This window comes from Micromonospora saelicesensis (assembly GCF_900091575.1).
GTDB lineage: Bacteria > Actinomycetota > Actinomycetes > Mycobacteriales > Micromonosporaceae > Micromonospora > Micromonospora saelicesensis.
In genome coordinates this window covers 1-13,601 of the sequence record NZ_FMCR01000011.1, presented here as the reverse complement: position 1 = coordinate 13,601, position 13,601 = coordinate 1, and the positions used below count along the sequence as shown (strand labels likewise).

General features: G+C 71.3%; 17 protein-coding genes. 8 read left to right on the top strand and 9 right to left on the bottom strand.

The genetic code is table 11. From position 1 onward, the window contains the following. The first annotated feature begins 18 nt into the window (after positions 1-18). The 4 genes from GA0070561_RS32405 (at position 19) to GA0070561_RS32390 (ending at position 4,315) form a co-directional block, all read left to right on the top strand. Entirely contained in the window at positions 19-825 is an 807-nt protein-coding gene (locus GA0070561_RS32405; RefSeq protein ID WP_091409716.1) for an AAC(3) family N-acetyltransferase, read from the top strand. Next, complete coding sequence (locus GA0070561_RS32400; protein ID WP_091409712.1) at positions 822-1,571, top strand: sugar isomerase domain-containing protein; 750 nt, start codon at positions 822-824, stop codon at positions 1,569-1,571. The genes GA0070561_RS32405 and GA0070561_RS32400 overlap by 4 nt, the downstream gene beginning before the upstream one ends. Positions 1,572-1,710: 139 nt before the next feature. Then, the gene (locus GA0070561_RS32395) at positions 1,711-2,214 is read left to right on the top strand and encodes a DUF6328 family protein (protein ID WP_091409708.1); all 504 of its coding nucleotides are present in this window, start codon (positions 1,711-1,713) and stop codon (positions 2,212-2,214) included. 103 nt (positions 2,215-2,317) lie between these two features. Then, a complete protein-coding gene (locus GA0070561_RS32390; protein ID WP_091409703.1) occupies positions 2,318-4,315 on the top strand; it encodes an acyl-CoA dehydrogenase family protein in 1,998 nt (665 codons plus the stop codon). Positions 4,316-4,375: 60 nt separating this feature from the next. On the opposite strand, the gene GA0070561_RS33880 is transcribed toward GA0070561_RS32390, so the two are convergent. The 8 genes from GA0070561_RS33880 to GA0070561_RS32355 form a co-directional block, all read right to left on the bottom strand. Next, positions 4,376-4,543 (bottom strand): hypothetical protein, encoded by a 168-nt coding sequence (locus GA0070561_RS33880; protein ID WP_167337361.1) that lies wholly within the window; start codon positions 4,541-4,543, stop codon positions 4,376-4,378. 177 nt (positions 4,544-4,720) lie between these two features. Next, positions 4,721-5,329, bottom strand: coding sequence for a hypothetical protein (locus GA0070561_RS32385; RefSeq protein WP_091409700.1), 609 nt, complete (start codon positions 5,327-5,329; stop codon positions 4,721-4,723). A gap of 79 nt (positions 5,330-5,408) precedes the next feature. Continuing rightward, positions 5,409-5,807 carry a Fur family transcriptional regulator gene (locus GA0070561_RS32380; RefSeq protein WP_091409697.1) on the bottom strand — a complete coding sequence of 133 codons (399 nt, stop codon included), beginning with the start codon at positions 5,805-5,807 and terminating at the stop codon, positions 5,409-5,411. Beyond that, positions 5,804-6,103: an ArsR/SmtB family transcription factor gene (locus tag GA0070561_RS32375; protein WP_030338189.1), complete on the bottom strand. Its 300-nt coding sequence runs from the start codon at positions 6,101-6,103 to the stop codon at positions 5,804-5,806. The genes GA0070561_RS32380 and GA0070561_RS32375 overlap by 4 nt, the downstream gene beginning before the upstream one ends. 43 nt (positions 6,104-6,146) lie before the next feature. Next, positions 6,147-7,013, bottom strand: a complete 867-nt coding sequence (locus GA0070561_RS32370; RefSeq protein WP_091409693.1) for a metal ABC transporter permease — start codon at positions 7,011-7,013, stop codon at positions 6,147-6,149. A 3-nt stretch (positions 7,014-7,016) separates the two neighbouring features. Then, a complete protein-coding gene (locus GA0070561_RS32365) occupies positions 7,017-7,778 on the bottom strand; it encodes a metal ABC transporter ATP-binding protein (RefSeq protein ID WP_091409689.1) in 762 nt (253 codons plus the stop codon). Beyond that, positions 7,775-8,719, bottom strand: a complete 945-nt coding sequence (locus GA0070561_RS32360; protein WP_091409686.1) for a metal ABC transporter substrate-binding protein — start codon at positions 8,717-8,719, stop codon at positions 7,775-7,777. Before GA0070561_RS32360 ends, GA0070561_RS32365 begins: the two co-directional genes overlap by 4 nt. A 54-nt stretch (positions 8,720-8,773) precedes the next feature. Beyond that, complete coding sequence (locus GA0070561_RS32355; protein ID WP_030338196.1) at positions 8,774-9,031, bottom strand: hypothetical protein; 258 nt, start codon at positions 9,029-9,031, stop codon at positions 8,774-8,776. A gap of 29 nt (positions 9,032-9,060) precedes the next feature. Here GA0070561_RS32355 and GA0070561_RS32350 point away from each other — a divergent pair, with 29 nt between their 5' ends. From GA0070561_RS32350 to dusB, 4 genes are all read left to right on the top strand, one after another. Beyond that, positions 9,061-9,402: an antibiotic biosynthesis monooxygenase family protein gene (locus GA0070561_RS32350; RefSeq protein ID WP_091409682.1), complete on the top strand. Its 342-nt coding sequence runs from the start codon at positions 9,061-9,063 to the stop codon at positions 9,400-9,402. Between the two features lie 24 nt (positions 9,403-9,426). Then, entirely contained in the window at positions 9,427-9,906 is a 480-nt protein-coding gene (locus GA0070561_RS32345; RefSeq protein ID WP_091409679.1) for a hypothetical protein, read from the top strand. A 114-nt stretch (positions 9,907-10,020) separates the two neighbouring features. Beyond that, entirely contained in the window at positions 10,021-11,400 is a 1,380-nt protein-coding gene (locus GA0070561_RS32340) for a glycine--tRNA ligase (protein ID WP_091409675.1), read from the top strand. 64 nt (positions 11,401-11,464) lie between these two features. Continuing rightward, positions 11,465-12,637: a tRNA dihydrouridine synthase DusB gene (gene dusB / locus GA0070561_RS32335; RefSeq protein ID WP_091409672.1), complete on the top strand. Its 1,173-nt coding sequence runs from the start codon at positions 11,465-11,467 to the stop codon at positions 12,635-12,637. 544 nt (positions 12,638-13,181) lie between these two features. On the opposite strand, the gene GA0070561_RS32330 is transcribed toward dusB, so the two are convergent. Next, positions 13,182-13,601: C39 family peptidase (locus GA0070561_RS32330; protein ID WP_208603901.1), on the bottom strand; the 420-nt coding region annotated here is incomplete at its 5' end.

Below are 13,601 nucleotides of genomic sequence, written 5' to 3'. Positions count from 1 at the left end.
CCGCGAGGGAAAGCCATCGTGACGACGGACGCCAGCGGGCCGGGCAGCCGTCGCTCGATCGCCGCGCAGCTGCGGGTGCTGGGCGTACGCCCCGGCGCGACGCTGCTGGTGCACGCCTCGCTGCGTCCGCTGGGCTTCGTCAGCGGCGGCCCGCACGCGGTGGTGCTCGCCCTGCGTGACGCGCTCGGCCCGGACGGCACGATCGTCGTGCCCACCCACACGCCCGACAACAGCGACCCCGCGCAGTGGCGCAACCCGCCGGTGCCGGCGGACTGGTGGCCGCTGATCCGCTCGGAGATGCCGGGCTTCGACCCGGCGGTCACGCCGAGCCGGTTCATGGGTGTGCTCGCCGAGACGGTCCGCGGCTGGCCCGGTGCACTGCGCAGCTCCCATCCGCACGTGTCGTTCGCCGCCCTCGGTCCGGCCGCCGAGCAGGTGGTGGCCGGGCACACAGTGGCCGACATGCTCGGCGAGGGCTCCCCGCTGGCTCGCCTCTACGACCTCGACGCCGACGTGTTGCTGCTCGGCGTGGACCACTCGGTGAGCACCTCGCTGCACCTGGCCGAGTACCGCCGCCCCGGCTCGCCCCGGGAGCGGATCGGTGCTGCCGTGCGTACCGCCGACGGTGGTCGGGAATGGGTGTGGTGGCAGGACGTACGACTCGACGCGGACGACTTCGCCGCGTTGGGCCGGGACCTGGAGGCCACCGGAGCGGTACGCACCGCACCGGTCGGCACCGGGACCGGCAGGTTGATGCGCCAGCGGGCGGCGGTCGACTTCGCGGTTCGCTGGCTGGCTCGTAATCGAACGACGGAGGACGTATGACGGTGAGTGCCGAGGACTACCTGGCCGTGGTGACCGAGACGATCGGCCGGGTGGCCGCCAGTCAGCGGGAGGCGGTGGGGCGGGCCGCCGACCTGATCGCCGAGGCCGTCCGAGCCGACGGCGTGGTGCACGCGTTCGGCACCGGGCACTCGGAGGCCCTCGCCATGGAGATCGCCGGACGGGCGGGCGGTCTGGTGCCGACCAACCGGATCGCGCTACGCGACCTGGTGCTGCTCGGCGGCGAACCGGCCGACCGGCTCGGCCCGCTGCTGGAACGGGACCCGGCCGTCGCGCACCGCCTCTACGAGCTGGCCCCGGTGCGCCCCACCGACGTCTTCGTGCTCGCCTCGAACTCCGGGGTCAACGGCGCGATGGTGGAGTTCGCCACGCTGGTGAAGGAGCACGGTCACGGGTTGGTGGCGATCACCTCGGCGCGGCACTCCGGCCGGATGGCCTCCCGGCACCCGTCCGGGCGCAAGCTGAGCGACCTCGCCGACGTGGTGCTCGACAACGGCGCGCCGTACGGCGACGCGACGCTGCCCCTGCCTGGTGGCGGCGCGGTCGGCGCGGTCTCCTCGATCACCGCGGCGCTGCTGGCGCAGCAGGTGACAGTGGAGGTGGTGGCGCGGTTGCTGGCGGCGGGGGAGCGGCCCCCGGTCTACCTGTCGGCGAACATCCCGGACGGCGACGCGCACAACAACGAGCTGGAAGCGCGGTACGCGGGCCGGATCCGACGCGGCTCCTGACATGGTGCTGGCGGCGGAGATACGTCGCCGCGATGAACGGCCGATGTCGTGAACCTGTTTCGCGCTCGGCCGGGTGGGGCATTGGCGTTGCTGCCGGCGGCCGGGACCGCCGGCAGTAGCGTCTCACCGGAGGTAGCGCGTGTCCAAGGAGACCGAGAAGCAGCGCTGGCAGCGCAACTTCGCCGACCTGCTGCAGGAGTTGCGGGTCGCTCAGACCGGCGTGCAGATCCTCTTCGCCTTCCTGCTCACCCTGCCGTTCAGTAACGGGTTCACCGAGACCACGGAGTTCCAGCGCGACGTCTACATCGTGGCGTTGCTCGCGGCGGCCGCCGCCACCGCACTGATCATCTCGCCGGTGGCGTTCCACCGGGCGCTGTTCCGGCAGGGGCGCAAACCGGAGCTGGTCCGCTTCGCGCACCGGATGGCCACCGGCGGCCTCGCCTTCATGCTGATCGCGATGGTCAGCGCGGTGCTGCTGATCACCGACTTCGTGCTGGACCGGCCGATCGCCTTCGTGCTCAGCGCCCTGGCCGGAATCTGGTTCCTCACGTTCTGGGTGGCCCTGCCGTTCGCCCGACGCAACTGGGGTGAGGACGACATCGACGACGATGACGACGACCCGGACACCATCAACGGTCGCTGACCGCGTCGATCTTCACGCAGCGCTACCCCTGGGTAACAACCGGGGGTAGCGTGGCGGTAGTCGCGCACGTCGAACAGCCGCACCGAGCTTCGAGGGGGCAGCCGTGACCACGACGCAGGATGGCCGACCGGCACCGGAAGGCCCCGACTCCGAAACCACCGCCGGTTCCGCCGCGCCGCTGCCCGCGGAAGCGGGGCAGGTCACCGAGAAGGAGGCCCGGCAGGTCGCCGAGGCCGCCCGGGAGTCCACCTGGGACCGACCCAGCTTCGGCAAGGAGTTGTTCCTCGGCCGGTTCCGGCTCGACCTGATCGACCCGTGGCCCCGATCCGATCCGGACGACGTGGCTCGCGCGGAGGAGTTCCTTGGTCGGTTCCGCGCCTTCCTGACCTCCGAGGTTGATGGTGAGGCCATCGAGCGGGACGCGTCGATACCCGACTCGGTGTTCCACGGCCTGGCCGACCTCGGCGCGTTCGGCATGAAGATCGACCGCAAGTACGGCGGGCTCGGGCTGAGCAACCTGCACTACTGCCGGGCGCTCATGCTGGCCGGCTCGGTCAGCCCGGCCATCGGCGCGCTGCTCTCGGCGCACCAGTCGATCGGGGTGCCGCAGCCACTGAAGATGTTCGGCACCGCCGAGCAGAAGCAACGCTTCCTGCCCCGGCTCGCCGCGGGCGAGGTGTCCGCGTTCCTGCTCACCGAGCCGGACGTCGGCTCCGACCCGGCCCGGCTGGCCACCATCGCGGAGCCGACCGAGGACGGCACCGGTTACCGGCTCAACGGGGTGAAGCTCTGGGCCACCAACGGCATCGTGGCCACCCTGCTGGTGGTGATGGCCCGCGTGCCGGCCACGGATGGACGTCGGGGCGGTATCACCGCGTTCGTGGTGGACGGCGACAGCCCCGGCATCACTGTCGAGCGGCGCAACGAGTTCATCGGCCTGCGCGGCCTGGAGAACAGCCTGACCCGGTTCCACGACGTGATCGTCCCCGCCGAGAACGTCATCGGTGGCGAGGGCAAGGGGCTGAAGATCGCCCTGACCACTCTGAACACCGGCCGGCTCTCACTGCCGGCCATGTGCGTGGGCGCCGGCAAGTGGGCGTTGAACGTGGCCCGGGGGTGGGCCGCCGACCGGGTCCAGTGGGGACGGCCGGTCGGTGAGCACGAGGCGGTAGCGCAGAAGCTCTCCTTCATCGCCGCCACCACGTACGGCATGGAGACGATGCTCGACCTCTGCTGCCTGCTCGCCGACGACGACCGCAACGACATCCGGATCGAGGCGGCACTGGTCAAGCTGTACGCCAGCGAGATGGCCTGGAAGATCGCCGACGAGCTGATCCAGATCCGGGGTGGGCGCGGCTACGAGACGGCCGACTCACTGGCCGCCCGCGGCGAACGCCCGGCCGCCGTCGAGCAGATGCTGCGCGACCTGCGGATCAACCGGATCTTCGAGGGGTCCACCGAGATCATGCACCTGCTGATCGCGCGGGAGGCGGTCGACGCCCACCTGTCGGTGGCCGGCGACATCATCGACCCGGACGCGGGGCTGGGCCGCAAGGCCCGAGCCGGCGCGCGAGCGGGCGCCTTCTACGCGAAGTGGCTGCCCACCCTCGCCGTCGGTCGGGGGCAGAGCCCTTCGGCGTACGCCGAGTTCGGCCCGCTCGCCGCGCACCTGCGCCAGGTGGAGCGTTCGTCGCGCAAGCTGGCCCGGTCGACGTTCTACGCGATGTCCCGCTGGCAGGGGAAGATGGAGCGTAAGCAGGCGTTCCTCGGTCGGGTGGTGGACATCGGCGCCGAGTTGTTCGCGATGTCCGCGGTCTGCGTCCGGGCCTCCGCCGAACGGGACAGCCGCCCGGAGAACGTCGAGCTGGCCGACCTGTTCTGCCGGCAGGCGCGGGTGCGGGTGGACGCCCTGTTCGCCGCACTCTGGGACAACACCGACTCGGTCGACAGCGCCGCCGCGAAGCGCATCCTCGCCGGCCGCTACGCGGGCCTGGAGGAGGGCGTGCTCACCCCGTCCGAGGAGCTGCCCTGGGTGGCCCGCTGGTCGCCCGGCCCGTCCACCGCCGAGGACGTCCGCCGCCGCATCCCGCCAAAGCCGTAAACCGCGCCGCGCGGGCTCGCCGCCGCGCGGGCTCGCCGCCGCGCGGGTCGGCGCTGTCGGTCAGCGGGAGACCGCCCAGGCCAGCACTCCCGCCAGGATCAGACCGTTGAGCCCGGCCAGGGCCAGGTACGCCGCGGGTGGGATCTTCTTGCCCCGGCGGACGAAGGAGACCAGAACGGCGGCGTAGCCGAGCAGCAGGACGGCGATGACGACGAGGAAGTAGAACACCCGACGACCTTAACGACACCCTCGTCGAGCTGAACCTGCGCCCGGCCGGCTCTCGGTGCCCTTTCGGGTGGACATGTACTCGTGAGCCGTATACCAGGGAGTCATATTTATACCTCTGAGGTATATCGCTTACCGGAGTGGCGCTGCCCCGACGGGCGGGCGTGCCGGCGAAAGACCTCAGCGGCCCCGGCCGCGTAGGCCGAGTTGACGCAGCTCCAGGGCGGCCAGGGCGTCGACGGTCGCGTCGTCGCCGCGCCGCCACGCCTCTGCGACGTCCGGACCGATCCGGGTCAGTTTGCCCAAGGGCTGGGTAGCCAGCGCGCGTAGGGCGAGCAGGTCCCGGCCGGCTGGTCCGGCGGCCAGCTTCGTCGCCGATCCGGCCCGGCGCATCCAACGGACCCGCAGCGGCAGCCAGCCGAACAGCACGATGCCGAGCGGGAAGATCAGCACCGCGACGGCGAGGGCCAGCGCGAGTTGGTCGACCAGGTGCTGCTGGTCGCGCCCGGCGTCGGCGAGCGAGCGGGCGGCCTCGGCGGCGCGCTGGAACGGTGCGGTGAGTTCGTCGCCGACCAGTGGCACCCGGCCGACCTTGCTGCCGGCGTCGCCCAGGTTGTCGGCGAGCCCACTGCCGGCGCCCTCCAACTTCTGCCCCGGCACGGCGAGCTTCTGCACCAGGTCGTGCAGCCACAGCGCGCCGCGGATCGCCGCGTACACCCAGGCGACGACGAGCAGGTCGGTGAGCAGCTGACGGGCGGCGGTCGGAAACCGATCGGCATAGATTTTCACGCCGGCCAGCGTGCCACGAACGCCTCGCCCGGTGTAGCCGTGAAGTGAGCCCGGATCGCGATCGACCGGGCGCTGGTGGTCAGCGCGGGCAGGTCGGGCAGGTGCCGAAGATCTCCAGGGTGTGGCTGACGTCGGCGTAGCCGTGCTGCGCGGCGACCCGATCGGCCCAGCTCTCCACGGCCGGACCGGCCACCTCGACCGTACGCCCGCACACCCGGCAGACCAGGTGGTGGTGGTGCCCCTCGCTGCACCGGCGGTAGAGGTGCTCGCCGCCCGGCGGACGCATCACGTCGATCTCACCGGCGTCGGCGAGCCCCTGGAGGGTGCGGTAGACGGTGGTCAGGCCGACCCGCTCGCCGCGCTGCCGCAGCATCGCGTGCAGGTCCTGGGCGCTGTGGAAGCCCTCCATCTCGCCCAGCAGCGCGCTCACCGCCGAACGCTGCCGGGTGTTGCGCACCGCGGCGCTGCTCTCGCTCATGATCCCTCCCCGGCGTGGCTGACCGCGTCCGCCACGATGTGCGCGACGTGCTCGTCGACCAGGCTGTAGGCGATCTCCCGGCCTCGGCGGGAGCCGCGCACCACGCCCGCTCCGCGCAACACCCGCAGGTGCTGGGAGACCAGTGGTTGCGCCGCGCCGAGCTTCTCCACCAACTCGTGCACGCACCGCTCGCCGCCGGCCAGCTCACTGACGATGGCCAGCCGAATCGGAGCGGACAGGGCGCGGAGCAGCTCGCTGGCCCCGTCGAACCCGTCGTAGCCCGTCGCGCTGGTCATCCTGCAACGGTAACCAATACCACCGACGTCGCGCTGACCAGGCTCAGCTCAGCACGACCTCGTGAGGTTCCGGTGTCGGCGCGGCGGTCGGCGTCGTCCGACGGCGCACGACCCGCCAGACAGCGCCGGCCACGGCCACCACCAGGAACGACGCGATCGCCACCAGCACCACCGAGGCGCCCGGTGCGGTGTCCGCCGTGGCCGCCACCCAGACACCCGAACCGGCGGCGAAGAAACCGAGCGCCATCGCGGCGGCCATCGTGCTGCGGAAGCCCCGGGTGACCTGCTGGGCGGTGGCGACCGGAACGACCATCAACGCGCTGATCAGCAGCACGCCGACGGCCCGCATGGCGATGGTCACGGTGACCGCGGTGGCGACCGCGATCAGCAGGTTCAGCGTGCGGACCGGCAGGCCGGAGACCCGGGCGTACTCCTCGTCGTGACTGACCGCGAAGAGCGCCGGCCGCAACGCGATCATCGTGACCAGGATCGCCGCGCCGAGCAGCGCGATGGTGGTCAGGTCGGCGGGCGAGATGGTGGTCAGCGACCCGAACAGGTAGGCGTTGAGGTTCGCGCTGGTCGCGTCGGAGAGACCAACCAGGAGTACGCCGCCCGCGATGCCGCCGTAGAAGAGCAGGGCCAGAGCCAGGTCCCCGGAGGTACGCCCACGGGCCCGGACGATCTCGATGGCGATCGCGCCGATGGTGGCGGCGATCACCGCGACCAGCACCGGTGAACGGTTGAGCAGCAGCCCCGCCCCGACGCCGGTCAGCGCCACGTGCCCCACACCATCGCCGATCAGCGCCAGCCGGCGCTGCACCAGGTAGATGCCGAGCGCCGGCGCGGCCAGGCCGATCACCAGGGCGCCGATCAGGGCGCGCTGCATGTAGGGGTACTGGAAGAGTTCCATGGGTCAGTTGCTCCACAGCCCGGCGGGCTCGTCGTAGCAGTGCGGGTGCACGTGGTCGTGGTCGGGCTCCGCGTGATGGCCGGCCGGGTCGGGCACCGCGCCGTCGTGGGCGATGCGACCCTCGTGAACGACGACGGCCCGGCTGATCACCGGTCGCAGCGGGCCCAGCTCGTGGGCGACGAGGAGCACCGTTCCGCCGTCGCCGACGAAGTCGCGCAGCGCTCCGGCGAACGCCTCCTGGCTGGCCGCGTCCACCCCGGCGGTGGGCTCGTCGAGAACCAGCAGCTCCGGCTGGCCGGCCAGGGCACGGGCGATCAGGGTGCGCTGCTGCTGGCCGCCGGAGAGCGTGGACACCGGGTCACCGGCCCGGTCGGCGAGCCCGACCGCGCCCAGCGCGGCGTCGACGGCGGACCGGTCGGCTCGACCCGGCGGACGCAGCACCCCGCGACGGGCCAGCCGGCCGGAGGCCACCACCTCCCGGACGGTCGCCGGTACGCCGCCGCCGGCACCCAGGCGCTGCGGGACGTACCCGATGCGCGCCCACTGCCGGAACCGGCGCAACGGCCGGTCGAAGAGGGTGACCGAGCCGGCGCTGATCGGCACCAGCCCGAGCACGGCGCGGATCAGCGTGGACTTGCCCGAGCCGTTGGCGCCGAGGATCGCGACCACCTCGCCGGCGGTCACGGTGAGCGAGATGTCCCGGAGCACGGGGCGGCCGTCGTAGCCGACCACCCCGTGCTCGACGGTGATGACAGGTGAGGTCACGAGCAGCTCAAGGCCGTCTGCAGGGTCCGCAGGTTGGTGCGCATCACCGAAAGGTAGTCCCCGTTGCTGTCGGCGGCGAGCCCTTCGATCGGGTCGAGCACGGCGGTCTTCGCACCGACCTGACCGGCGATGGTCTCGGCCACCTTCGGGCTGACCAGGGTCTCGAAGAAGATCGTGGTGGCCTGGTGCTCCTTCGCCTCCTCGATCACGTGCGCGAGGCGCTGCGGCGAGGGCTCGACGTCCGGGCTCAGCCCGGTGATGCCGACCTGGTCCAACTGGTAGCGGTCGGCGAGGTAGCCGAACGCGGCGTGGCTGGTCACGATCTCCCGCCGCTGGCAGGTCGCCAGACCGTGCTTGAACTCGCCGTCCAGGGTCGTCAGGTCGGCGCGCAGGGCGGTCGCCCGGGCGGTGTAGTCGGCGGCGTGGTCCGGGTCGGCCTTGCCGAGCCGCTGGGCGAGCTGGTCGCCGATGCCGGCGAGCCGGGTCGGGTCGAGCCAGACGTGCGGGTCCTTGCCGCCGCTCTCCTCGGCGTGCCCCTCCTCGCCCTCGTGGTCGTGCCCGCCTGCGGACGCGTCCAACAACGGCTGCACGCTGGTCACGTCGAACGCCCGGTCGCCGCCGTTCTGGGCCACGGCGTCGTCCACCGCCGGCTGGAACCCCTTGAGGTAGACGATCAGCTCCGCGTCGCTGACCTCACCGACCTGGCTCGGGTTGAGTTCCAGGTCGTGCGGCTCGGCGCCGGGCTTGGCCAGGTTGGTGACCCGGACCGCGTCGCCGCCGATCCGTTCGGCCAGGAACTGGAGGGGGTAGAACGCGGCCACCACGTCGACTCGCTGGGGGTCGGCGCCGGCGGCGCCGCCGGTGGAGCAGCCGGCCCCGGCGCCCAGGGCGAGGAGGGCGGTCGCGGCGGCCAGGACACGGTACGTGGCGCGGTTGGTCATGTCGTCAACTGTCCGTGGCAACGATAATGATTGTCAAAAACGCATGATTGCATGTCAGAGGAGCTTCGCGAGGCCCACCGTCACCAGCAGGGTGAGCATCACCAGTCGGATCAGCCGGGTCTGCGGCGCCTGAACCGCCCAGGTCGTCGCCAACAGGGCGATCAGGACCCCGGCGAGCGCGAGCGTGAGCAGCCCGCCGATCACCCCGGGCGTGAAGAACGCCACCAGCACCACCACCAGGGTGAGCAGGAACACCGACGTCGGGTTCGCCCCGGCCAACCGGGCGAGCAGAGGGCGCTGCGTACGCTGCATCCCACAGACTCTACGAGGAGGAACCCCCGGTGCTGGTGACCAACCGGTTCGTGGTCGACGTCGATGCCGCCGACGGCTTCACCGAACGGGCGCACGCCGCCCTCACCGCGCTGGCCGCCCGGCCCGGCTACCTGCGCGGCCAACTGGTCCGGGCGCTGGACGACCCCCGGCACTGGTCACTGGTCACCGAATGGGAGTCGGTCGGCACGTACCGGCGGGCGCTGGGCGCCTTCGAGGTCAAGGTCAGCGCCGTGCCGCTGCTCGCCGAGTCCGTCGACGAGCCCTCCGCCTACGAGCCGCTGGCCACCGCCGCCCCGGGCGGGGCCGTGGTCGTCGCCGAGAGTGATCGGGCTGCGGGTCCTTACCGCTGAGCCGCCGGACACTACGCTGCTCCTATGACCGCACCCGCCCCGCCACCCGGTCCCGGGGTGGCTCCGCCGTTCGCCGCGCCGCCCACCGAGGGCCGCCGGACTCGGCTCTGGATCGGCCTCGGCGTCGGCGCGCTCGCCGTGGTGCTCTGCTGCGGCGGGGGTGGCACCGCCGTCGTCGGCCTGGCCGTCAGCGGAGTCCAGGCGATCCGGGAACAGGCCCGCACCGTGACCGGCGACTACTACCAGGCGCTGGTCGAGCGGAACTACGGGCGCGCGTACGAACAGCTCTGCGACGACGCGCAGCGGCGTGAGTCCCGGCCGGAGTTCGAGCGGCGCGCTGCCGCCGAACCGCAGGTGACCGCGTTCCGGGTGGGCGAGGTGGACACCACCTACCTGACCGTGCCGGTCGACGTGACCCTCGACGGCGGCGACCGGGAGCGGCAACAGGTCAGCCTCGGCCAGGACGGGCAGACCGGCGGCGTGGAGGTCTGCGAGGTCAGCTGACCCGTCCCCGGTATTCTGCTGGGCTCGGGGCGACGGTGGTCGTACCGTTGTCCCGAACCGACCGTTCCATCCACATCTCGCCCCCGCCGACCGCCAGCCGGCGTAGGAGGAAACATGCCAGCCGACCGTATCGATGCCGTCGTCAGCCTCGCCAAGCGCCGAGGCTTCGTCTTCCCCTCCAGTGAGATCTACGGAGGCACCCGATCGGCGTGGGACTACGGTCCGCTCGGCGTGGAGCTCAAGGAGAACGTCCGCCGGCAGTGGTGGAAGACAATGGTCCAGCAGCGCGACGACGTCGTCGGCCTGGACTCCGCGGTGATCCTGTCCCGCAAGGTGTGGGAGGCGTCCGGCCACATCGCCGAGTTCGTCGACCCGCTCACCGAGTGCCAGTTCTGTCACAAGCGGTTCCGGGCTGACCACCTGGAAGAGGCGTACGCCGAGAAGCACGGCAAGCCGCTGACCTCACTGGCCGAGCTGAACTGCCCCAACTGCGGCAACAAGGGCACCTTCACCGAGCCGAAGATGTTCAACGGCCTGATGAAGACCTACCTGGGCCCGGTGGAGAGCGACGAGGGGCTGCACTACCTGCGCCCGGAGACCGCGCAGGGCATCTTCGTCAACTACAAGAACGTCGAGACGGTCGCCCGCAAGAAGCCCCCGTTCGGCATCGCGCAGACCGGCAAGTCGTTCCGCAACGAGATCACCCCCGGCAACTTCATCTTCCGGACCCGCGAGTTCGAGCAGATGGAGATGGAGTTCTTCGTCGAGCCGGGCACCGACGAGCAGTGGCACGAGTACTGGCTCCAGGAGCGCTGGAACTGGTATCTCGACCTTGGTCTCTCGGCGGACAATCTGCGCCTGTTCGAGCACCCCAAGGAGAAGCTGTCGCACTACTCGAAGCGGACGGTGGACATCGAGTACCGCTTCCAGTTCGGTGGCACCGAGTTCGCCGAGCTGGAGGGTGTCGCCAACCGCACCGACTTCGACCTCTCCACGCACAGCAAGCACTCCGGCGTCGACCTGTCGTACTTCGACCAGAGCAAGAGTGAGCGCTGGATGCCGTACGTCATCGAGCCGGCCGCGGGTCTGACCCGCGCGGTGCTCGCCTTCCTGCTGGAGGCGTACGACGAGGACGAGGCGCCGAACACCAAGGGCGGCGTGGACAAGCGCACCGTGATGCGGTTCGACCCGAGGCTCGCCCCGGTCAAGGTGGCGGTGCTGCCGCTGTCCCGCAACGAGGCGCTGTCGCCCAAGGCCAAGGACCTCGCGACCCTGCTGCGCAAGCGCTGGGTGGTGGAGTTCGACGACTCGCAGGCGATCGGGCGTCGCTACCGTCGGCAGGACGAGATCGGCACCCCGTTCTGTGTGACTGTCGACTTCGACACCCTTGACGACAACGCGGTGACGGTGCGCAACCGGGACACCATGGCCCAGGAGCGCGTCTCCCTGGACCAGGTCGAGCGCTACCTGATCGAGCGTCTCCCCGGCTGCTGAGACTCTGCGCACGGGGCCTCGGCCGACGCGATAAGCGCCGGTCGGGGCCCCGTACACTTGTCCGGTGACTGCCTCGACCGTGCCCGCGCTGCGCCCGCTGACTCTCGGCCAGCACCAGGTGTGGCCGCCGGTCGTGCTCGCGCCGATGGCCGGGATCACCAACATCGGGTTCCGTCGGCTCTGTCGCGAGCAGGGCGGCGGCATCTACGTCTGCGAGATGATCACCACTCGGGCGCTGGTCGAGCGCAACCCGAAGACGCTGCGCATGATCGCGTTCGGCGACGACGAGAAGCCCCGCAGTCTCCAGCTCTACGGCACCGATCCGGAGATCACCGCCGCCGCCGTGCGGATCGTCGTCGAGCGCAACCTGGCCGATCACATCGACCTCAACTTCGGCTGCCCGGTCCCCAAGGTCACCCGGCGTGGCGGCGGCGCGGCCCTACCGTGGCGGCGCCGGCTCTTCGCGCGACTCGTGCGGGCCGCGGTGGCCGCCGCGTCACCGGCCGGGGTGCCGGTCACGGTGAAGATGCGCAAGGGCATCGACGACGACCACCTGACGTACGTCGAAGCCGGGCTGGCGGCCCAGGAGGCCGGCGTGGCCGCGGTGGCCCTGCACGGGCGCACGGCGTCGCAGCGCTACTCGGGCACCGCCGACTGGGACGCGATCGCCACCCTGAAGCAGGCCCTCGACGTGCCGGTGCTCGGCAACGGCGATATCTGGGAGGCCGACGACGCGCTGCGCATGGTGGCCCACACCGGCGTGGACGGCGTGGTCATCGGGCGCGGCTGCCTGGGCCGACCGTGGCTCTTCGCCGACCTGGAGGCCGCCTTCAACGGTCGGCCGGAGCGGCGGCTGCCCACCCTCGGCGAGGTGGCGGTGACCATGCGCCGGCACGCCGAGCTGCTGGTCGACCAGTTCACGGCCGGCGCCCGCAACCCAGCCCGAGGTGAACGGGACGGCTGCACCGACTTCCGCAAGCACGTCGCCTGGTACCTCAAGGGCTTCCCGGTCGGCGGCGAGCTGCGCCGCTCGCTGGCGATGATCGAAAGCCTGGCCCAGCTCGACGACCTGCTGGGCAAGCTCGACCCGGCGGAGCCCTTCCCGGTGACCGCCCTCGGGCAGCCGCGCGGGCGTACCAACTCGCCCGGCAAGGTCTTCCTGCCGGAGGGCTGGCTGGCCAGCCGGGACGACGACACGGTCCCCGAGGGCGCCGAGATGGACGACTCCGGCGGCTGAGTCACTGGTCGGCTGAGTTCCCTGGTCCTGGCGGTTGGCTGTGCACCTGTGCCCGGCGGTCGGCCGAGTTCCCTGGGCGTGGCGGCTGGCTGAGCACCTGGTCGGTCGGGCGGAAGCGGTCCGCGAGCGTCCCTCCGGAGCGCGGGCTCGAACCAAAGCCCGTGCCGACGCGCCGGTCGCCCCCGCGCCCTCGGCAGTGGCGCTCGGTCTTTCCTCGGCACTCCGCGCAGAGGCTGGGCAGATGAGTGTGGCGCCCTATCGAGCTGATGTCGTGAACGAATCACCAGCTCGGCTCGGTCGAGCCATGCCTCTGATTCGTCTACGACATCAGCTCCAAAGGACCCGTGACGCGGTCAGTGGGGTGGCCCGCTGTGCTCGGGTGGTTGGTCCGGTGGGTGGCTTGCCGGGGGTGGGTGGCCTGGTCAGCTCGGTTGACCCCTCGATTTCGTTCGAGCCTGCGAGGGCGCGTGGACAGTGACCCGGTCATGCCGAAGGGCCGGGCCCCGTGGTGGGGTCCGGCCCTTCGGTGTGTGCTGGTGCGGGGTCAGCTGGTGGCGTAGCCGCGGGTGGCGATCCAGTCCGCGAGGTGCTCGACGCTGATCCAGTAGGAGGCGGTGTTCGCATCGGCGGAGTCGGCGATCTTCACCGTGTTGCCGCCGTCGCGGTAACCCACGACGCTGATGTAGTGCCCGCCCTCGTAGGAGTGGGCGTTGCCGTCGGTGTCGACGCTGGTGCCGGCGATGTTCGCGACCACAGCCCGGCCGTCGTCAACGGTGTTGACGATGTCGGCGCGCAGGGTGTCGGTCTGCTTGGTGTCGGCGTCGGGGGTGCTGATTTCCACGGACCGGTAGGCGTCGTTCTTACCGGTTTCCTTGTTCAGCACGGGGGTGATGTCGTTGATGGAGTTGGTGCCGGCCTCGGTGGTGCCCATTTCCTTGGCCATGTCATCGACGTTGATGTTCTT